This is a genomic window from Alkalibacterium sp. 20, assembly GCF_001885615.1.
Classification (GTDB): Bacteria; Bacillota; Bacilli; order Lactobacillales; family Carnobacteriaceae_A; genus Alkalibacterium.
In genome coordinates this window covers 69,206-91,165 of the sequence record NZ_LSRN01000001.1, presented here as the reverse complement: position 1 = coordinate 91,165, position 21,960 = coordinate 69,206, and the positions used below count along the sequence as shown (strand labels likewise).

The window sequence follows — 21,960 nt, the reverse complement described above, 5'->3', positions numbered from 1 at the left end:
ATGAAGAGAAAGGAAATGATGGGTCGAGAGTTAAACCCGATTATTTTTCTTTCTCTATCTTTTTTAAATACGGATTGGAGAGCAGGTCAGCTTATGAGTGAAACTTCTTTTACGCCACGACGAGAAAAATTTAATAAAAAACCACAAAAATATAAATCTCTTTTTCAGGAATTATTTAGCACGTTTATCTACATTGTTGTAATAAGTGGCATATTTCTTAGCATCAGAGTCTATGTAGTAGCTCCTGTAAGTGTTGAAGGAGCTTCGATGGAACCTACCTTAGAAGATCAAGACCGTTTACTTCTAAATAAAATGGCTGACATTGAACGGTTCGATGTTATTGTTTTTCCTGCTCCAGATGATACGGAAAAACAATTCATCAAGCGAGTCATCGGGGTTCCGGGAGATGAAATTACCTTTCAGGACCAGACCCTTTATATTAACGGGGAAACAATCGAGGAAGACTATCTTGATTTGTCAGAAACAAGTGAATCTGATTTACAATCGCTCAATAGTAACTTTAACTTGGCTTCGCTGCAAGGAGTAGAAGAGGTGCCGGAAGACATGTTCTTTGTTTTAGGAGATAACCGAGTTAATTCTAAAGATAGTCGTTCTTTTGGGTTTATAGATAAAGAGTTAGTTACTGGAAGAACAAATATACGTATATGGCCGCTGGATCGTTTTGGCTTTATCAACAAAGATCAATGATTGAAAGAACAATTTATTTAATAACTGAAAGGAGAGGATAGAGACATGATACAATGGTACCCGGGTCATATGGCTAAGGCCAAAAGACAATTTATAGAAAAATTAAAGATGGTCGATGTCGTATACGAACTGATCGATGCACGTATTCCTTATTCGAGTAGAAATCCAGACGTTAAAAACATGATTGGAAACAAGCCTCATGTGGTCGTTTTAATGAAAAGTGATTTAGCCGATCCTAGACAAACCTCCGCATGGCTTAGAGACTATGAAGAAAAAGGCATACCCGCTATTTCGATCAATGCGAAAGAAGGCCAAGGTCTTAAAGAAATTTTAAAGTTAACAAAAAAAGTGTTGAAACCTTTCTTTGATAAACGAGAAGAAAAAGGTATGAAACCCCGCGCGATTAGAGCGGTATGCGTGGGTATACCAAATGTGGGGAAATCGACCCTTATCAATCGTTTTGCACATAAAAATATTGCGAGAACTGGAAATAAACCTGGAGTCACCAAAGCACAGCAATGGATCAAGTATGGAAAAGAACTTGAGCTGCTAGATACCCCAGGGATTTTGTGGCCTAAATTTGAGGACCAAGAAGTGGGTAGAAAATTAGCTGTAACAGGCGCGATCAAAGATGCCTTATTGCATCTCGATGATATCGCTCTTTATGCCATGAGTTATCTAAGGAAACACTATCCAGGTGCTATAAGTGAGCGCTATAAATTAGCTGAAGGTTTAGAAAAAGAACTTGAACTGCCTGATTTACTCTTAGAAATTACTAAAAAAAGAGGCTTACGTGATGATTATGAGCGTGGAGCGGAAATGTTCATCCATGAATTGAGAAACGGACAGATAGGAAGGATAACACTTGAAAGACCAGAAGACTTCTACGCAAAAGACACTAACGATAAAAGCAATTAAAGATAACCTGAAAGCAAACGGTGATATATCGTCTGACTATTTAGCAGAGCTGAAAGAAGACCCTAGAAAAGGGGTTCAGTTAGCCATTAAGCAATACGAAACAAGGATTGGGAAACAAGCCCTGCTCTATGAAAATTATGAATTGATGCAAGCCTATGAGAGAGCTTACCGAAAGAAAGGTAAACAGTTCATTGCGGGCATCGATGAAGTCGGGAGAGGGCCGCTAGCTGGTCCGGTTGTCTCTGCTGCAGTGATCTTACCTGAAGAACCCGATCTAGTTGGAATCAATGATTCTAAACAACTTAGTGAGGCGGAGCGGGAAAAATGGGCGGTAAAAATAAAACAGGTTGCTTTAGCGATCAATTATTCAATCGTCTCTCCTGAAATCATTGATTCGTTGAATATTTATCAAGCTACGAAAGTATCGATGAAGGAATCTGTGGAAGGTTTGGGTATCAAGCCTGATTGTCTACTGATCGACGCGATGCGCATCAACAGTACGATCCATCAAGAAAAAATAATCAAAGGGGATGCTAAAAGCATTTCCATTGCTGCGGCATCCATTATTGCAAAAGTGACGCGTGATAATATAATGAAAGACCTAGCGGTAAAATACCCAGGGTATGGATTTGAAAGAAATGCCGGGTATGGAACGAAAGATCATTTAGAAGGATTAAAAAACCTTGGTGTGACCCCCATTCATCGTCAATCGTTTAGACCAGTAAAAGATTTACTTTGAATTTCCAATAAAAAAAGTGAGTTTTTATTTCTTTCAACAATGAAAGAGATAGGAACTTACTTTTTTTATTAGGAGATGAATAAATGCAAATCATCAACACTGAAGAATTTTTATTTGTAGTAGCGCACTGTCCTTTTTTAAGTCACCGTGAGAAGTGGCAATGTGTCATCGATACTTTACCTGAATTAACTTGTTTCACTCATTTAAAAGAGACCAATTACCTTCTCACGCATGCAAAAAAGCAGAAATTCGATCGGTATTTAAACGAGTTTGACGTTATCGGCGTCAAAGAAAAATACCGGAAAGCCAATCTCTGTACTGTTTCTCTAACTTCACTGGACTATCCGGGTGCTTTGAAAAACAGTTACGAACCGCCCGTTGTATTGTTTTATAAAGGAGATTTTTCTTTACTCGATCAGCTACTGATAGGCATGGTCGGGGCACGCGACTGCACAGCGTATGGCAACATGGTACTGGATCATCTTATTCCTTCTATTGTAAGTAGTAATATGGTAACCGTGAGTGGACTAGCCAGAGGTATCGATACACTCGTACACACCAAAACGATTAAAAATGGTGGAAAGACGATTGCAGTGATCGGTAACGGCATTGGCTACAACTATCCTAAAGAGAACAAAGCACTGCAGGAGGACATTGGCACCCATCATTTATTGATATCGGAATATCCATTAAATACTGCTCCCAGAAAACATTACTTTCCACTACGGAACCGCATTATTGCCGGTCTTTCTCGCGGCACTGTTGTCGTAGAAGCCAAAGAACGAAGTGGCAGTCTGATAACGGCGCGTCTGGCACTCGAAGAAGGAAGAGATGTATTTGCTGTACCTGGTTCGATTTTCAGTGAACATTCAAAAGGTTGCCTAGACCTGATCAAATTGGGCGCCATTTCCTGTCAATCACCGGAAGATATTTTTGATGAATGGAACCTGGCTTTTGTGAAATAATTAATTAAATATATTTTTAAAAGTTGACAAAGTCATTTCATATGCCATATGATAGGTTACGATTCTTAATAAGAACGATAACAAGACGCATTGATAGTAAAACGCGCAAAAAAATATGGTAAAAGAGGAAGGAGCCTGCAATTTGGCTTATAAATATTTAGTCATTGTAGAATCGCCTGCAAAAGCAAAAACAATAGAAAAATATTTAGGGAGAAACTATAAAGTAGTAGCCAGTTTAGGACACATCAGAGACCTACCGAAAAGTCGTATGGGTATCGATTTTGAAAATAATTATGAACCTGATTATATCACGATTCGTGGTAAAGGCCCGGTTATCAAAGATCTAAAGAAACACGCAAAAAAGGCTGAAAAAGTTTTTCTCGCAGCTGACCCGGATAGAGAAGGGGAAGCTATAGCCTGGCACTTAAGTTTTATACTCAAGCTTGATAATGAGGAAAAAAACAGAGTGGTGTTCAATGAAATCACCAAAGACGCAGTAAGGAATGCACTCAAGACTCCAAGACATCTAAATGAAGATTTGGTTCATTCCCAGCAAGCGAGACGTGTGCTTGACCGTATTGTAGGGTATCAGATCAGTCCGTTACTCTGGAAAAAAGTCAAGCGTGGATTGAGCGCTGGACGTGTTCAATCTGTTGCCTTGAAAATAATCTGTGATCGTGAAAAAGAAATCAAAAACTTCAATCCAGAAGAATACTGGTCAATCGAAGCCCAGTTTAAAAAAGAGAAAAAAGTCTTTGAAGCAAATTTTTATGGACTCAATAACAAAAAGACAAAACTTCCCGATAATGAAGCTGTAGAAAAGGTAATGAATAAAATTGATCAGTCTGGTGACTTTGATGTCAACAAAGTAATCAAGAAAGAACGTAAACGTAATCCTTATGCGCCATTTACAACCAGTAGCCTGCAGCAAGAAGCTGCTGGGAAACTTAATTTCAGAACAAGAAAAACAATGATGGTCGCACAACAGCTTTACGAAGGGATCTCATTAGGTAAAGGCGGAACCACAGGTCTGATTACTTACATGCGTACAGATTCCACCCGTCTGTCAGAAACGGCGAAACAAGAAGCAAATGAAGTGATCGTCAGTGAATACGGTGCAGAATACGCTGCAACGAATCCAAAAAAACAAAAGAACATTGAATCCGCACAAGACGCGCATGAGGCAATCAGACCCACAAGCGCAATGAGAAAACCAGAAGACGTCCAGAAAAACCTGTCAAAAGATCAATTTAAACTGTATCAATTGATCTGGTCTCGTTTTATTGCAAGTCAGATGAAACCAGCGATTTATGATACAGTGCGCGTAGATATCGAACAGAATGGTGTCTTATTTAGAGCAAACGGCTCTCAAATCAAATTTAAAGGGTACCAAATGGCATATGCTGAAACCAAAAAAGATAAAGATAACATCTTACCCGATTTATCTGAAGGGGATAAGATCAAGTTAGAATCGATCGAGCCCAATCAGCATTACACACAGCCACCTGCTCGTTACAGTGAAGCCACGTTGATCAAAACACTGGAAGAAAACGGCGTTGGACGTCCGTCGACCTATGCACCGACCTTGGAAACCATTCAGCGCCGGTATTACGTGACTCTGCAAAGTAAACGTTTTGAACCGACTGAACTTGGCACCATCGTTAACACTATCATTGGCGATTTTTTCCCTAACATCGTGGATGTTAGCTTCACGGCTGATATGGAAAAGGATTTAGATGCTGTTGAAGAGGGTAAAAAAGAATGGGTCGAAGTTATCGATCAGTTCTACCAACCATTCAAAGAAGAAGTCACCATCGCAGAAAAAGAACTTGAAGAGGTTGAAATTGAAGATGAACCCGCAGGCTTTGATTGTGAAAAATGTGGCTCTCCGATGGTCATTAAAATGGGCCGTTATGGTAAGTTTTATGCGTGTTCCAACTTCCCTGACTGCCGTAACACAAAAGCTATTGTTAAAAAAATAGGTGTGACATGTCCGACATGTAAAAAAGGTGAAGTGGTGGAACGTAAGTCCAAGAAAAATCGTATCTTTTACGGATGCGAAAATTATCCTGAATGTGAGTTTACCTCATGGGATAAACCAATTGGACGCGACTGTCCAAAATGTGAGCATTATCTGGTCGAGAAGAAAACGAAAAAACAAGCCCAAGTTGTTTGTTCTAACTGTGACTATAAAGAAGAATCACAAAAATAAACCAATCATTACAAGTGGAACAGCTCGGGCACAATCGAGTTGTTCCACTTGTTTATCTTTGGAAGAACGGAACTGTTCTATCACGTTTCTAAATGTGAGCGTGCTTTCTATCCTTGATTTAAAGGTTTATCGTTTAAGTCTTATTTTCTTCTACTTTTCTTTATATGCTTGAACGTCTCACATATGTTAAAATGATAGGAGTGAGGAGAGATACTCATGGAAAATAAATGGATCACGCTATTTTCAAATTATTTGATGAATGAACGTCACTATTCGGAGCATACTAACCTCGCATATATTGACGATTTACAGGCGTTTGAGCAGTTTTTAAAAGAGACAGGGGAAGAGGATGTCTTGGCTGTCAAACTGTCCGATGCACGGATATATTTAAGCTATTTAACGGATAAAGAGTATGCACGTGCGTCCATCTCCAGGAAAATCTCGAGTATCCGGGCGTTTTATCAGTTCTTGTTAAATAACGAGATAGTGAATGACAACCCTTTTTCATATTTACAGCTAAAAAAACGCGGTTCTCGTTTACCTAACTTCTTTTATGAAGAAGAAATGACGGCCTTGTTTGAAGCAACAGAAGGAGATGCACCTCTTGATCTGCGTAACCTTGCCTTACTTGAAATCTTGTATGGTACAGGAATACGTGTGAGTGAATGTCAAGGTATTCAACTAGATGACATTGACTTTGAGATGGGCATGCTTTTTGTAACGGGTAAAGGGCGTAAAGAACGCTATATTCCTTTTGGACATTATGCGAGTGAAGCCACGAAAGCGTATATTGAAAACGGACGACAACCGGTGATGTCAAAATACAATAAAGAGCATGACTGTCTATTTATCAATCATCACGGAGATCAGATCACTCAAAATGGAATCCAATTCGTGCTGACTCAGTTGATCAAAAAGAGTTCTTTATCCCATAACATTACCCCGCATATGCTGCGTCATACGTTTGCAACCCATTTACTTAATAATGGTGCAGATATACGAACGGTGCAGGAATTGTTAGGACATAAGAGTTTGTCGTCAACACAAATCTATACGCATGTGACCACAGAACATCTGCAGAAAGATTATAATTCGTATCACCCTAGAGCATAAATAGAACACTTTAAAATGGAGGAATAAATATGACACAGTTTCATGCAACAACGATCTTAGCTATTCAGCACAATGGCGAATGCGCCATGGCTGGAGACGGTCAAGTGACTATGGGCGAATCAGTCATCATGAAAGGGACTGCCCGTAAAGTCAGAAAAATATATAACAACGAAGTCCTTGTCGGTTTCGCCGGCAGTGTAGCAGACGCGTTCACTTTAGAAGAAAAATTTGAAGGCTATTTGAATCAGTATAATGGCCATTTAATGCGTGCGGCTGTTGAACTGGCTAAAGAATGGCGCACAGACAAAATGATGAAAAATCTGGAAGCCCTGCTCATCGTTATGAATAAAGAACAGATACTCTTAGTTTCAGGAAATGGCGAAGTTATTCAACCGGACGATGGCATATTAGGTATCGGATCAGGCGGTAATTTTGCATTGTCAGCTGCTCGAGCATTGAAGAAACACGGTGAGAACCTAACTGCCGAACAAATAGCAAAAGATAGTTTAGCTATTGCCGCAGACATTTGCGTGTACACTAATCACAATATCGTATCAGAAAAATTGTAAGGAGAATGATTAAATGAGATTAAAAAACGATTTTACACCTAGAGAGATTGTAGCAAAATTAGACAAATATATCGTAGGACAGCAAGATGCTAAAAAAGCAGTGGCTGTAGCATTGCGTAATCGTTATCGCCGTTTGAAACTTGACGCAGATATGCAAAAAGAGATCACCCCCAAAAATATCCTGATGATCGGAGCAACAGGGGTCGGTAAGACAGAGATTGCCCGACGCTTAGCTGCAATCGTGGATGCGCCTTTTATCAAGGTCGAAGCCACTAAATTTACAGAAGTCGGCTACATCGGACGCGATGTTGAATCGATGGTCAGAGACTTAACTGAAGCATCAATACAGATAGTCCGTGACGAACACCGTAAAAATGTCCGTGGCCGTGCTGAAAAAAGAGCCGTTGAACGTGTCGCAAAAGCGCTGGCACCTGGGATAAAAAAACAAAAAAGTAGTAATGATAACAACAATCCTCTAGCAGGCATGTTTAAAGGAATGGGGATGGACCCCAACCAGTTCAGTCAAAACACTGATGATGACGAAGAAGAAACAGTCACTGAAGAAATTTCTTCTAAACGTGCCGAATTAATCGATCAGATCGGTCGAGGCGTCCTGGACTCCAGAGAAGTTGAAATAAAAGTGACGGAGAAGAAAAAAGCGCCGAACAGTCCCATGAGTGCACCTATGGAACAGATGGGCATTGATTTGTCAGAAACACTTGGTCAGCTTACCCCTTCCAAAAAAGTTAAACGTAAAGTGACGGTCAAAGAAGCGTTGGATATATTCGCTGAAGAAGAAGCAGATAAACTGATCAACACAGAAGACATTTATGCGGATGCCGTCCACTTAACCGAAAATTCCGGGATTATCTTTGTCGACGAGATCGATAAAATAACTTCTAAAGGACAACAAAATAGCGGCCAGGTTTCAAGAGAAGGTGTCCAAAGAGACATCCTGCCGATCGTTGAAGGATCCAGTGTGCCTACCAAATACGGAACAGTCAATACGGATCATATCCTTTTCATCGGTTCTGGCGCGTTCCATGTTTCTAAACCGAGTGATTTGATTCCAGAATTGCAGGGACGTTTTCCTATCCGTGTTGAGCTGGATGATTTAACCAAAGATGACTTTGTTAAGATACTAACGGAGCCAGAAAATGCTCTAGTCAAACAATACCGTGCTTTACTTGAAACAGAAAACATTGATGTCATCTTTACAATGGAAGCTATTGAAGAAATAGCCGAGATTGCCTATGAGGTGAATGAATCCACAGAAAATATTGGCGCACGTCGCCTACACACGATTCTTGAGCGTTTACTGGAAGATCTATTATTCGAATCACCGGATATGAGTATGGGCGAAGTAAAAATTACCAAAAAATATGTCGAAGATAAAATTGGTCATATAGTTGAGGATAAAGACTTAAGCCGATATATCTTATAAAACACTAATCGGGGTGCAGGGATGAATGCAGAAAAAATAAGTGAACGTTCAAAAGAAGAGCTGCTTTTAAAAATTACAGAACAAGAAATGCTGATAGACGAGCTTCTTGCGGAAAAAGCAGCTGAAGCTAAGCTGGATTATTCTTGGAAAGGGAATCTCGGTCACTGGTATTGGAATGTTCAGTCGAATGATGTGATCTTTAATCCTTTGAAAGTAGAAGCTTTAGGTTACACGATGGGAGAGGTACCAGAGAAAGTTCCTTATGATTTCTTTACAAGCAAATTGCACCCAGATGATTTTGAACCCGTGATGGATAATATGCGGGAACATTTGAAAGGATCAACCCCAGTTTATGAAGTCGAATACCGGATCAAAGCAAAAGACGGTCAATGGAAATGGTATTATGATCGCGGAAAAGTCACCAGACGATCCAAAGACGGTGCACCACTTTTTCTCAGTGGTATAGTCTTTGATATCACGGAACAAAAGACAAAAGAAGAAAACCTGGTAGACTTGATGTCGACATTGATTGAACTGGTTGATAAAGACGAATTGACACAGATCAGAAACCGCCGTTCAATTATCAGAGAATTGAAAGCTCGCATCGTGGAGTCGGCTATCCAAGATTATTCTCTGATTGTCAGCATGTTTGATATCGATGATTTCAAACGCCTCAATGATACCAAAGGTCACGTACATGGGGATTATGTACTCAAAGAGACGGCTAAAACGATAGAAAACACTTTAAAAAGAAAAGGATGTGTCGGTCGTTACGGTGGGGAGGAATTTTTGATACTCTTGCCAAATATCTCAAAAAAGCAGGCTATAAAAATACTGGAAGACTGCCGTTCAGCTATTGAAACAAATGAATTTCTGAAAAATGAATCTCTAACAATCAGTGGAGGTTTCACCGTTTATGCGCAGGGTGACTTCGAAGATGTATTGAGAGATGCTGACAAACACTTATATAAAGCAAAAGAAAACGGGAAAAATCAGATAATAGGCTAAAAAAAGACCTTTTCAACCGTCATATGATAATGACTGGGTTAGAAAAGGTCTTTTTTTGATGTTTTTTCTTAGAAACTTATTTTTTCGTTTTGTTTAAACCAAAAGGCACTTTATTTTCGCTGCCGTTTCTAATTCGTTCTATATTAGAGCGGTGTCTGATTATGACAATAAACATGGCTAACCAGACGATCGTTGCAAATATCCAGTCCCCCAAGAATAATGAGGCGATCGCTGCAATGATCGAAGTAACGATACTAGCCAAACTTACCATACGTGAAACATATAAAGTGACTCCAAAAATCAAAATAAGAAAGACAAATAATGGCTGTGCTCCTATAACGATACCTGCACTAGTGGCCACTGCTTTTCCGCCTTTGAATCCTGCGAATATAGGAAAAACATGACCGACTACGGCGAAGATACCCACGGCCATTGGATGAACATTCAAGCCAAACCATACAGGCAATAAAGCGGCGACCGTTCCTTTTGTAATATCTAAGATCAAGACAATGGTTCCAGCCGTTTTACCAAGAACTCTGAACGTGTTAGTCGTTCCCATATTGCCACTTCCGTGTTCTCTAACATCGGTTTTGAAAAAAAGTTTGCCTATCCACACACCTGAAGGAATCGATCCCAAAAGGTAAGCGCAGAGTATCACAAATATCTCAACCAACTTAACTCCTCCTTAACTCATGATGACGCTAATAATTATTCTATCACGATTTCGTTTATATAAGTATGTTTTTATCCAATATATTAACATAACGCGTGATATCTTTAAGCAATTTTTTATTTTATATGTTTCGCAATTGTGATATACTTCATTTAATTGAAAACGGTTCTCAATTAATACGAGAGAATCAGATTACACTATAGGGAGAAACGGTTATGACTTTTATTCATATCAAGAATCTTACTAAACGTTTTGATAATCATTCAGAGCCTGCAGTCAATGACATTAGTTTCAGTATAAATAAAGGTGAAATTGTTTCGTTGCTAGGTCCGAGTGGTTGCGGTAAGACAACGGCATTACGCATGATAGCGGGTTTTGAAAATCCGACAAAAGGGACTATCGAGATAGGGAATAATCTAGTAGTATCAGATTCAGCTGTCGTTTCTCCGGAAAAAAGAGGCATCGGTATGGTTTTTCAGGAACATGCCTTGTTTCCTCACATGACAGTGTCTAAGAATATTATGTTCGGTCTGAAAAACATGAAAAAAAGTGAAAAAATAAAAAGAGTCCATGAAATGCTGGAGCTGATAGAATTGGAAGATTATGCTGACAGCATTCCCTCCAATTTATCTGGAGGTCAGCAGCAACGTGTAGCCATTGCCCGTGCTTTAGCGCCTACACCTCATATCATTTTGCTGGATGAACCCTTCAGTAGTATCGATGCAGGTTTGAGAGAAAAAATGAGACAAGACATAGCGGCTATTCTTAAAAAAGCTAAAGCGACTGCCATTATCGTTACCCATGACCAAAAAGACGCCTTTGCTGTTGCAGACAAAGTCGTAGTAATGAAAGACGGTACCATTCAGCAAATATCCACACCTAAAGATCTTTATCGTTGTCCGACAAACTGTTTTGTTGCTCAATTTGTGGGCAAGACAAATTTACTCCAAGGTGAGATCAACACAGATGAAGACGATGCGACGACTCCTATAGGTAGGGTTCCGATCATATCATTATTAAATCGTTATAAAGGTAAAGTGATGCTGTCGATCAGACCTGAAAATATTCAACTTAATTCACATGGTTTTTTTAGCGGCATAGTAGATCGTATCGTCTATGGTGGAGATAAACAAGAAATTCATTTAACAGTCAACAATTCGATAACAAAATTAACAACGCCTATTATAATATCTGCGCCTATCAATCATGAAATACTGGTCGGACAATTATTAAATTTTGATATAAATAAAGAGCATGTGACCGTCATTGAGTAGTCGATCAGTTTTATGTCATGTGAAACATAGTACAATTAAGTCTTGATTAAGGTAAGAGCGTAGTGTAATGTTTATATTGAGAATGATAATCGTTCTCAATAGAATAGGAGTGGTAGTAATGAAAAGTAATTTCATTTTTGGGGTAACAGGATTAGCCTTGTTGAGTCTCTTGACGGGGTGCGATGCAGTGTCTGATTCAACTGACGATAACAAAGAACTCGTCGTTTATTCTTCAAGAAACGAGATGTTCGTTTCAGATTTGCTGGACAAGTTTAAAGAAGATACCGGAATCGAAGTAAAGGCGCTTCATGGGGTCGAACCCTTACAAATATTAGAAGAAAGAAACAACACTCAAGCCGATGTGTTCATTTCCAATGATATCGGAGCGCTGGAGTATCTCAATCAGGAAGAATTACTTAAAGCAACAGATCCTGACAACATAGAAAGCATTGAAGAAGTATATCGTGCAGAAAACAACGAATGGATCGCATTGTCGTCTAGAGCCAGAGGGTTTATTTACAATAAAGATTTAATCGATGAATCAGATGTACCTACCAAAATGGAAGAGTTGATCGATAACGACTATAGTGACATCAAAAATGGCTATGCCATAACCCGCGGAGGAAACGGAGGAATGATTTCAAATGTTTCTGCCTTGAGATATGAGTGGGGGGATGAACGAACCCAGGAATGGATCGAATCGATCCAGGATAACTCTGCCGCAATTTTTGAAGGACACGGTGACATCAGACGAGCAGTGGGTGAAGGGATCCATGCGTTCGGACTAGTCAATAATTATTATTATCATCAGCAATTATTAGAACCTCAAGATAATAATGTGGGCTTTGTCTACCCAGACCAGGAAGAAGGCGAAATGGGAGCAATCGTTAATGGTGCGGGATTGGGATTATTAAAGGACAGTCCAAATGAAGATTCAGCCCAAGTTTTCTTGAACTGGCTTTTAGAAGAAGAAAACCAGTTGGCATTTGTTGGAGAATCTCTGGAAGTACCTATCAACAGTAACTTGACTCCGCCTTTCGAGGAAGCCGTTAAATTGACTGATCTCAACGTGCAAGAGATGCCTCTTAGAGAATTAGGTAATTATTTTGAAGATACACGTTTGTTGATTGAAGACGCCGGGTTGGATTTGAATTTAAAATAAAAAGAAGTAGCTTATTATTTAATCATAGGAGTAGCCGATGAGTCATCACACATTACGAAAAAAAATTAAACCTGACAACTTATCCAGACTATTTAAATTCGACCGAGCTATTTGGCATGGGAATAAACCCAGTAGATCTCTGTTAGGCGTGTCTATTGTTATTGCGCTTATCATGACGCTACCTTTACTTTATGTCATTTATCAGTCTTTTTTGGCCGGAAGTGAAAGTTGGATGAGGTTACTGGATACCCGGATCCCACAGTTATTATGGAATACTCTTTCTCTAGGGATTGCTGTCACTTTGACCTCGACGTTTATCGGGGTTTCTTTGGCTTGGTTAGTGACACGCACGGATTTACCCGGAAGACGGATCTGGAGATGGCTATTAGCTCTGCCTCTGGTTGTCCCACCCTATGTAGGGGCGGTAACCTATATTATTGTTTTAGGACCTAGAGGCTGGCTTTATCAGGCTATACAAGCGGCATATGGCAATGACTTCAGCTTAACTTTTGATATTTATTCCTTTTATGGTGTGTTTTTAGTGATGACTCTGTTCACCTATCCATATGTTTACCTTGTCACCAGTGCGTCGCTCAGGAAAATCAGCCAGACTTATGAAGAGGTCGGCAGATCATTAGGCTATAACGGGTTTCATATATTCTTCAAAATAATTTTACCTATGCTTGTGCCAGCTATTGGCGCGGGCGGAGTTCTCGTCTTTTTATATGTCATAAGCGATTTCGGGGCAGTATCCATGCTGCGGTATGTGACGTTCACGTCAGCGATTTATTACCAGCGGGCCGGGTTTGATATTCCATCAGCATCGGTATTAAGTTTGGTCTTGATCGGTATAACAGTGATCGTTCTGTTGATTGAAAAGCTAATGAAACAAAAGAAAGCATATTATCAAACCAAGGGGATAGCCAAAGAGTCTCGGACTTTGAGTTTGGGGAAATATAAACACATCTCATTATTTTATGTCGTTTTCCTTTTCCTGATCTCGGTGGCCTTGCCGATCATCGTACTCGTTTACTGGACGATGATCGGTGCGGGTAGTGGCTTGATTGACAGTTCCATATTTGAATACACCCTTAATAGCTTTCAAATCGCGGGTGCAACGGCGGGATTAAGCATGATTTTATCCGTACCATTGGTGTACTTATATTCCAGGCATCATTCTATTGTGAGCAGTCTGATTTATAAATTAAGCTATACAGGCTATGCACTTCCCGGTGTAATCGTGGCATTGGGGTTAGTCTTTGTATTTAATAATCATATCCCCTTTTTGTACAACACTGTATTTCTGGTCATTATCGCTCAACTGATTAGATTTATGCCGCAAGTTTTACAATCGGGTGAGACAGCTATGAATATGATTTCTCCGCGTATCGATGAGTCTGCTAGAAGCTTGGGACATTCGACATGGAAGGTGATATTTTTCATTACATTGCCTGCAATCCTTCCAGGGCTATTAGCAGGGGGAGCATTGGTTTTCGTGAGTTCTCTGAAAGAACTGCCCGTTACTTTGATGTTAAGGCCTCCTGGCTTCGATACGCTAGCTATAAGAGTCTATTATCAGGCATCAGAAGCGATATATGCGCAGGCGGCGCCGGGAGCCCTTATCATTATCCTGGTTTCGATACTCCCGTTATATTATTTGTTGAAAAATTACTGATGCCATATAAGTAAATCCTTTCTAACCTTTTATAAAAGAAAGACTGTTGGTCGTTTTCCTATAATGGGATAAACGTCCAATTTTTTTATTTTTCGATTGATTATATGCTTTAAATAATAGGGTTGAAAAAGTTCATAAACTAGCATAGTTGAGCATAAAACCAAAAATATGTTTTCTGAATATGAGTCCGGAGTTATTTCAGTATAAGAAAATGACTGAGTATTCAACATAGGCATTTTTCATTAATATGATGAAAAAGCGCATTGACGTTTTTAGGGGCGCGTTTTTATGGTATTATATTAATGCTTGTGTTTTCATATAGAAAGGCACAAATTATTCTATGAATCACTATCGAGGAGTAATTATAAATGGTTATAAATAAGTATGATGATAATTCAATTCAAGTGTTAGAAGGCTTGGATGCCGTAAGAAAACGTCCCGGTATGTATATCGGATCAACCGATTCCAGGGGACTCCATCACTTGGTCTATGAAATTGTAGACAATGCAGTGGATGAAGTCCTGGCGGGATTTGGTTCAAAAATAGATGTCATTATTCATAAAGACAACAGTATTACGGTTAAAGACGATGGGCGAGGGATGCCTACAGGTATTCACAAATCCGGCGTTCCCACTATACAAGTTATTTTTACTATTTTACATGCGGGCGGCAAGTTTGGACAAAGTGGCGGATACAAGACTTCGGGTGGTCTGCACGGTGTAGGCGCGTCTGTTGTAAATGCGTTATCCGAGCATTTAACTGTTCAAGTCAACCGTGACGGGTATGAATATACGCAACACTTTGAAAAGGGCGGTAAACCGGCCGGTAAATTGACTAAGAAAAAATGTCAAAAGAAGTTGACTGGGACAACTGTTCACTTTAAGCCTGATCCAGACGTTTTTTCGATGACAGAATATTCTTTTTCTTTGATAAGTGAACGACTCAGAGAATCGGCTTTCTTGCTTAAAGAAGTCACCATTACGGTGAAAGATGAGCGTAAAGACTTAGAAGAAGTGTTTCATTATGAAGAGGGGATCAAAGAATTCGTTCACTACATCAACGAAGAAAAAGATACACTCACACCGATTGCTTACTTTGAAGGGGAATTCAAAGGCATTGAGGTCGAATGCGCTTTTCAATATAATGACGGTTACTCGGAGAATCTATTAAGTTTCGTCAATAACGTCCGCACAAAAGATGGCGGAACCCACGAAATAGGAACCAAATCAGCAATCACGAAAACATTTAATGAATACGCAAAACGGGTGAATTTACTTAAAGAACGCGATAAAAATCTCGAAGGATCGGATGTTAGAGAAGGGATTGCTATTATTCTTTCAATCCGTATTCCGGAAAATCTATTACAATTTGAAGGTCAGACCAAAAGTAAACTGGGAACAGCAGAGGCACGTGCAGCGTGCGACACCGTCATCTCAGAGCAATTCAACTTCTGGTTAGCCGAAAATGGTGAAATGAGTCAGCAAATCGTACGAAAAGCCATAAAAGCAAGAGAAGCAAGAGAGGCTGCCCGAAAGGCGAAAGACGAATCACGTAATGGGAAAAAACTTAAACGCAAAGAGACACTATTATCTGGGAAATTAACACCGGCTCAGAGTAAAAATGCCAAAAAGAATGAACTTTACCTGGTTGAGGGGGATTCTGCTGGTGGCTCGGCCAAGCAGGGACGCGACAGAAAATTCCAGGCGATTTTGCCACTGCGAGGAAAAGTCATCAATACTGAAAAAGCCAATATGCAGGATATTTTAAATAATGAAGAAATAAGCACGATGATCTATACGATTGGAGCCGGCGTTGGTCCTGAATTTGATATCAACGACTGTAATTACGATAAAGTGGTGATCATGACCGATGCGGATACAGACGGTGCTCACATTCAAGTCCTGATATTGACGTTCTTCTATCGTTACATGAAACCGTTGATTGAAGAAGGAAAAGTATACTTGGCACTACCACCTTTATATAAAGTCTCAAAAGGCAAAGGCAAAAAAGAAGTCATGGAGTATGCCTGGACAGACGAAGAATTAAAAGAAGTGCTGAAATCTTTCGGTAAAGGTTATATTATACAACGGTATAAAGGTCTGGGTGAAATGAACGCCGATCAGTTGTGGGATACAACCATGAATCCTGATACGCGTACCCTTATCCGTGTGACCATTGACGATGAGGCTCAAGCTGAACGCCGCGTGTCTGTGTTGATGGGGAACAAAGTAGACCCAAGACGTAAATGGATCGAAGAAAATGTTGAATTTTCTCTTGAAGAAGAAGGCAGCATTTTAGAGACGAACGATGTACTGGAAGAAGTTGAAGAAACTTTAGATTTGTGAGAAAGGTTTGACTAACTAAGATGGCAAACGAACGAGTAGAGATACAAGAATTAACGTTAGAAGAAGTTATTGGTGACCGTTTTGGAAGGTACTCAAAATATATCATTCAGGAACGTGCACTGCCAGATATCAGAGATGGTTTAAAACCGGTTCAACGTCGTATATTGTATGCCATGTATTCTGAAGGCAATACCCACGACAAGGGCTTTAGAAAGTCCGCTAAAACAGTCGGTAACGTCATTGGTAACTTCCATCCTCACGGCGACAGCAGTGTGTATGAAGCCATGGTCCGTATGAGTCAGTACTGGAAAATGAAAACACCACTAGTGACCATGCACGGAAACAACGGGAGCATGGACGGCGATCCGCCGGCTGCGATGCGTTATACAGAAGCCCGCTTATCAAAGATAGCCAATGAATTACTCAAGGACATTGACAAAGAAACAGTGGAATTTGTTTTAAACTTTGACGATACAACAAACGAGCCCACCGTTTTACCCGCTCGTTTCCCTAACTTGCTCGTCAATGGGGCAACCGGAATCTCAGCCGGGTATGCGACAGATATTCCGCCGCACAATTTGAGTGAAGTCATCGATGCATGTATTTATCAAATGCAACACCCAAATGTATCTGTTGATAAATTGATGGACTTTGTTAAAGGACCTGATTTTCCTACTGGGGGCATCATCCAAGGGGTAAAAGGATTGAAATCCGCTTATGAGACCGGCAAAGGCAAAATAGTTGTCCGTTCTAAAACTGAAATTGAACAAATTCGAGGCGGTAAGGAACAGATCGTCATCACTGAAATTCCTTATGAAGTGAATAAAGCAACGATGGTTCGTAAAATGGACGAAATGCGCATCAATAAAAAAATCGATGGGATAGCAGATGTACGTGATGAAAGTGACCGTACGGGCCTGCGCATCGTTGTGGAGTTAAAGAAAGACACACCAACACAAGGTATCTTGACCTACTTATTTAAAAACACAGATTTACAAATATCTTATAATTTAAATATGATAGCGATAAGTAATCGTCGCCCTCAACAAGTCGGCTTGAAAGACTTCTTAACGGCCTACATTGCTCACAAAAAAGATATTATTCGCAAGCGGACGACATTCTTACTGCATAAAGATGAAACACGCGCGCACATTGTTGTAGGACTCATTAAAGCTATTTCTATTTTAGATGCGGTCATTAAAACAATTCGAGGAAGCAGCAACAAAGCGGATGCGAAGAATAACATCGTGAAAGCCTATGATTTTTCAGTCATGCAGGCAGAAGCCATCGTCAGTTTACAACTTTACCGCTTAACGAATACAGATATCACCCAACTTCAAAAAGAAGCAAGTGAACTGCAAGCGCGCATCAGTGAGTACAATAAAATATTGAACGATGAAAAAACACTTGAATCAGTCATGAGAAAAGAACTGAAAGAAGTGAAGAAAGAAAACCCCCAAGACAGACAAACGGTGATTGAAGATAAAATCGAGGAATTGAAAGTTGAAAAAAAAGTCCTTGTAACGGAAGAAGAAGTGGTTGTTTCGGTCACGAAAGAAGGTTACTTGAAACGAACCAGTTTACGTTCCTATGGTGCCTCAAATTCTCAAGAGATGGGTTTGAGAGAGGGGGACTATTCACTGTTTATAGAAAAAATATCGACACTGGATCATATCGTCCTGTTTACGACAAAAGGAAATATCATCAATAGACCTGTTCACGAAATCCCTGATATTAAATGGAAAGATTTAGGTGAACATATTTCTCAAACCGTCAGTTTAAAACCGGACGAAAAAATAGTTGCTGCCTATGGCTTAAAAGAGTTTTCCGAGCAACAAAAATTTGTCTTTATCACCAAAGAAGGATACATTAAGCAAGCGCTGGCTTCAGGGTACGCTCCGAAAAGAACCTACCGTTCACGGACAGCAACAGCGATGAAATTAAAATCAGAGACTGATGAATTGCTGTCAGTCGACCTGATTGATGATGAAACGTTTTATGACGTTTTCCTAGTGACACATTTAGGCTTTGGATTGCGTTACACTTTACCGGAAGTCTCGACAGTCGGAGCAAATGCTAGCGGTGTGAAATCGATCAGTCTTAAGAAAGAGGATTACGTGGTCGGTGGCATTATCTTTAATCCTTCTGAAGGAAACAAGAGTGTCCTCATGATCACTAACCGAGGGTCTGTCAAGAAGATGAACATCACAGATTTCGATTTGATTTCGAGAGCGAAGCGAGGCTTGCTTGTTTTGAGAGAATTAAAAAACAAACCTCACCGCATGGCGCTTATGATCGATGTTCAGCAATTAGATACCGAGTGGAAAATTGTTACAGACAAAGGAAATGACTTCACTATCAGAGCTAAAGACTATGCCTACAGTGACCGATACAGCAACGGTTCATTCATTTTGGATGAGGATTCAGATGGGACACCTGTAAACGCATATAAAGAAACGATTGTTTTAATTGAGAACGAAACTGAAGAAAAATAAGTGATTTGTAAATAAGGATGCCATTCTATTGGAATGGCATCCTTATTTTTTTTTTAGATGAGTTAGCGGATTCCGTGACCTTCACCGATATATTAGTAACGAAGGGAACAGAAAAGCAGAGTAGAAAAATCTACTCTGCTTCTTTAACGTTAAACGAACTAAGACCCAGCTAATATTTTCAGCTTATTGAGATTATCATCGTCACCGAGTGCAATCAACGTTTGACCAGGAGTCAATAAATGATCTTTAGTCGGATTAAAGACGATATCATCATCGTCTTTTTCTTTGATTGCAATAATAATCAGGTCTGTCTGTTCAGGAATATTGGCTTCCATTAACGTTTTGTTACTTAGTACTGAAGAAGCTTGAATCACCACTTCATTTAAGTTCAAATCAATTTTTCCTGAATGCGTAATGGTATCTAAAAAGGCAATAACATTAGGTTTTAAGAGCATCGTTGCCATACGATGTCCACCGATTTCGTTTGGCGAAACCGTTTTGTCTGCACCCGCACGAATGAGTTTTTCATGAGAATTATGCGTAATAGCTCTCGCTACGATGAGTAGATCGGGATTGATCTGACGAGCGGTCAGCACAGTATAGAGATTATTTGCATCACTATTCAGTGTCGCTATGAGTCCTTTGGCCCGATGTATGCCTGCTTTTTCAAGAGCTTCATCTTGCGTGGCATCACCCTGGAAAGCAATGACATTTTCATATTCCTTGATTACTTCTAACTTTTCTTCTTCAAATTCGATGACGACGAAATCGACTTTTTCTTTATCAAGTGATTGAATGATGTGCTGACCCGTTTCGCCGGCTCCGCACACGATGATATGATTATTCAATGCTTTAAGTTGATCATTCATTTTTTGTTCCCTCCAAGCTTCCCGCATGGTTCCTCCAAATAAGAAACCGACTAATTGTGTACCTGAATACCCGATGATCCCTAAACTAAGAAAAATAAGAACAATAGTAAAAAGTTGAGCAGGTACAGTCAGCGGAGCAACTTCTTGAAAGCCAACGGTGGAAATCGTAATGACAGTCATATAGAAGGCGTCCATTAGAGTAATATCAAGCAAATAATAGTAACCGACAATTCCTACTATAATAATTGTGACCAGTAAATATAAGATGTATAAGGTACGTTTATGTTGTTGCACGTGATCAACTCCTAAGTAATTAGATGTGGCTTAGGTCTCCGTCATTATTTTATCATAATTGGCGAGAAGACTCCAACCTCAACCAACGGTAGGTTGGAGATGAATCGCTTTTTTTAACCATATCAATGGCGAACTTACGTTCCGTTTGGTATAATAACAGGGAAGAAATTCTCCCCCTCAACCGCTTCAAGGGGATCAGGAAAGGAGTGACCGTCATGCTTGTACATAAAGCCTATAAGTTTCGTCTCTATCCGACTAAGCAACAAAGTGACGCCATTACTAAAACGATAGGCTGTTCACGTTTCGTGTATAACCATTTTCTCACACTTTGGGATGAGAACTATGTCAAAACAGGCAAAGGGTTAACGTATGGCAGATGTTCAGCGCAACTTCCCCTGTTGAAAAAAGACTACGTGTGGCTCAAAGAGGTGGATAGTATCGCTATACAGTCCTCCGTCAAGCACCTTGCCGATGCATATACACGTTTCTTTAAGAAACAAAACAAACGCCCACGTTTCAAGTCGAAAAAGCATCCCGTCCAATCGTATACAACCAAGCAAACGAATGGGAATATCGCGATCCTTGGTAACACCATCAAACTGCCGAAACTGGGTTTTGTTCGCTTTGCGAAAAGTCGTGACGTAGAAGGACGCATTCTCTCGGCAACTATCAGACGGAATGCAACGGGAAAACACTTTGTAGCTATTCTCGTTGAAACAGACGTCCATGATATGCTTAAAACGGAAAGGGCAGTAGGTATTGACGTAGGCCTAAAAGATTTCGCCGTCCTTTCGGATGGAACGGTTCATCATAACCCGCGTTTTTTCAGAACTTTAGAAAAGAAACTTGAAAAAGAGCAACGCAAGCTAACACGTCGATACGAACAGGCAAAAAAAGAGGGCAAGCCATTACATGAAGCCAAAAACTATCAGAAACAAAAAGTGAAAGTCGCTCACATCCATGAACACATTAAAAATGCGCGTGCAGATTTCCTGCATAAACTGAGTACCGATATAGTCAAAAATCACGACATCATCGGTATTGAAGATTTGCAGGTATCCCAGATGTTAAAGAACCCTCACCTTGCAAGAGCTATCAGCGAAGTGAGCTGGTCAGCGTTCCGTACGATGCTTGAATATAAAGCCACATGGTACGGAAAGAGGGTTGTGCCCGTAAGAAAGTCCTTTCCTTCGAGCCAACTGTGTTCTTGTTGTGGCTATCGTCATACAGCCGTTAAGAATCTCGCCTTGCGTGAGTGGGACTGTCCAACCTGCCATGCGCACCATGACAGAGATATTAACGCAAGTAAAAATATTGAAGCTGAAGCATTAAGACTTCTAACCGTAGGAACTACGGGGATAGCCTAATAAATAACTGACCGATAGGTTGGTGTTCTTAGGAATTCCCCACTTCAAACAGCTCGTAAGAGTGTTAAGTGGTGGGTAGTTCAACACGTAATGAAAGAAAGATATAGGTTTAGTTTTTTTATCCTGATAT

General features: G+C 40.0%; 17 protein-coding genes. 15 read left to right on the top strand and 2 right to left on the bottom strand.

The window, feature by feature from the left end; translation table 11 throughout:
* From lepB to AX762_RS00330, 9 genes are all read left to right on the top strand, one after another.
* Positions 1-708 carry a signal peptidase I gene (gene lepB, locus AX762_RS00370; protein WP_256244334.1) on the top strand — a complete coding sequence of 236 codons (708 nt, stop codon included), beginning with the start codon at positions 1-3 and terminating at the stop codon, positions 706-708.
* 45 nt (positions 709-753) lie between these two features.
* Positions 754-1,626, top strand: coding sequence for a ribosome biogenesis GTPase YlqF (ylqF, locus tag AX762_RS00365; RefSeq protein ID WP_071847213.1), 873 nt, complete (start codon positions 754-756; stop codon positions 1,624-1,626).
* Positions 1,574-2,365, top strand: coding sequence for a ribonuclease HII (locus AX762_RS00360; RefSeq protein ID WP_071847212.1), 792 nt, complete (start codon positions 1,574-1,576; stop codon positions 2,363-2,365). Before ylqF ends, AX762_RS00360 begins: the two co-directional genes overlap by 53 nt.
* Before the next feature lie 83 nt (positions 2,366-2,448).
* Complete coding sequence (gene dprA / locus AX762_RS00355) at positions 2,449-3,330, top strand: DNA-processing protein DprA (RefSeq protein WP_083432716.1); 882 nt, start codon at positions 2,449-2,451, stop codon at positions 3,328-3,330.
* A gap of 142 nt (positions 3,331-3,472) precedes the next feature.
* Positions 3,473-5,542, top strand: a complete 2,070-nt coding sequence (topA, locus tag AX762_RS00350) for a type I DNA topoisomerase (RefSeq protein WP_071847211.1) — start codon at positions 3,473-3,475, stop codon at positions 5,540-5,542.
* Positions 5,543-5,758: 216 nt separating this feature from the next.
* Entirely contained in the window at positions 5,759-6,655 is an 897-nt protein-coding gene (gene xerC, locus AX762_RS00345; protein WP_071847210.1) for a tyrosine recombinase XerC, read from the top strand.
* Between the two features lie 29 nt (positions 6,656-6,684).
* A complete protein-coding gene (hslV, locus tag AX762_RS00340) occupies positions 6,685-7,224 on the top strand; it encodes an ATP-dependent protease subunit HslV (RefSeq protein ID WP_071847209.1) in 540 nt (179 codons plus the stop codon).
* 13 nt (positions 7,225-7,237) lie between these two features.
* Positions 7,238-8,668 carry an ATP-dependent protease ATPase subunit HslU gene (hslU, locus tag AX762_RS00335; RefSeq protein ID WP_071847208.1) on the top strand — a complete coding sequence of 477 codons (1,431 nt, stop codon included), beginning with the start codon at positions 7,238-7,240 and terminating at the stop codon, positions 8,666-8,668.
* 21 nt (positions 8,669-8,689) lie between these two features.
* Positions 8,690-9,676 carry a sensor domain-containing diguanylate cyclase gene (locus tag AX762_RS00330; protein WP_083432715.1) on the top strand — a complete coding sequence of 329 codons (987 nt, stop codon included), beginning with the start codon at positions 8,690-8,692 and terminating at the stop codon, positions 9,674-9,676.
* A 76-nt stretch (positions 9,677-9,752) separates the two neighbouring features.
* Here the strand turns inward: AX762_RS00330 and plsY are convergent, their stop codons facing one another.
* Positions 9,753-10,349, bottom strand: a complete 597-nt coding sequence (gene plsY / locus AX762_RS00325) for a glycerol-3-phosphate 1-O-acyltransferase PlsY (RefSeq protein WP_071847207.1) — start codon at positions 10,347-10,349, stop codon at positions 9,753-9,755.
* A gap of 215 nt (positions 10,350-10,564) precedes the next feature.
* Between plsY and AX762_RS00320 the strand changes: the two genes are divergently transcribed.
* From AX762_RS00320 to parC, 5 genes are all read left to right on the top strand, one after another.
* Positions 10,565-11,623, top strand: coding sequence for an ABC transporter ATP-binding protein (locus AX762_RS00320; RefSeq protein ID WP_071847206.1), 1,059 nt, complete (start codon positions 10,565-10,567; stop codon positions 11,621-11,623).
* Between the two features lie 118 nt (positions 11,624-11,741).
* Positions 11,742-12,785 carry an extracellular solute-binding protein gene (locus tag AX762_RS00315; protein ID WP_071847205.1) on the top strand — a complete coding sequence of 348 codons (1,044 nt, stop codon included), beginning with the start codon at positions 11,742-11,744 and terminating at the stop codon, positions 12,783-12,785.
* A gap of 37 nt (positions 12,786-12,822) precedes the next feature.
* Positions 12,823-14,460 carry an iron ABC transporter permease gene (locus AX762_RS00310; RefSeq protein WP_071847204.1) on the top strand — a complete coding sequence of 546 codons (1,638 nt, stop codon included), beginning with the start codon at positions 12,823-12,825 and terminating at the stop codon, positions 14,458-14,460.
* Between the two features lie 368 nt (positions 14,461-14,828).
* The gene (parE, locus tag AX762_RS00305) at positions 14,829-16,805 is read left to right on the top strand and encodes a DNA topoisomerase IV subunit B (protein WP_071847203.1); all 1,977 of its coding nucleotides are present in this window, start codon (positions 14,829-14,831) and stop codon (positions 16,803-16,805) included.
* 20 nt (positions 16,806-16,825) lie between these two features.
* Entirely contained in the window at positions 16,826-19,300 is a 2,475-nt protein-coding gene (parC, locus tag AX762_RS00300; RefSeq protein WP_071847202.1) for a DNA topoisomerase IV subunit A, read from the top strand.
* A 158-nt stretch (positions 19,301-19,458) separates the two neighbouring features.
* Here parC and AX762_RS00295 read toward each other — a convergent pair whose 3' ends face one another.
* Positions 19,459-20,463, bottom strand: a complete 1,005-nt coding sequence (locus AX762_RS00295; protein ID WP_071847201.1) for a TrkA family potassium uptake protein — start codon at positions 20,461-20,463, stop codon at positions 19,459-19,461.
* A 215-nt stretch (positions 20,464-20,678) separates the two neighbouring features.
* Between AX762_RS00295 and tnpB the strand changes: the two genes are divergently transcribed.
* A complete protein-coding gene (gene tnpB, locus AX762_RS00290; protein WP_071847200.1) occupies positions 20,679-21,830 on the top strand; it encodes an IS200/IS605 family element RNA-guided endonuclease TnpB in 1,152 nt (383 codons plus the stop codon).
* Positions 21,831-21,960 lie beyond the last annotated feature (130 nt).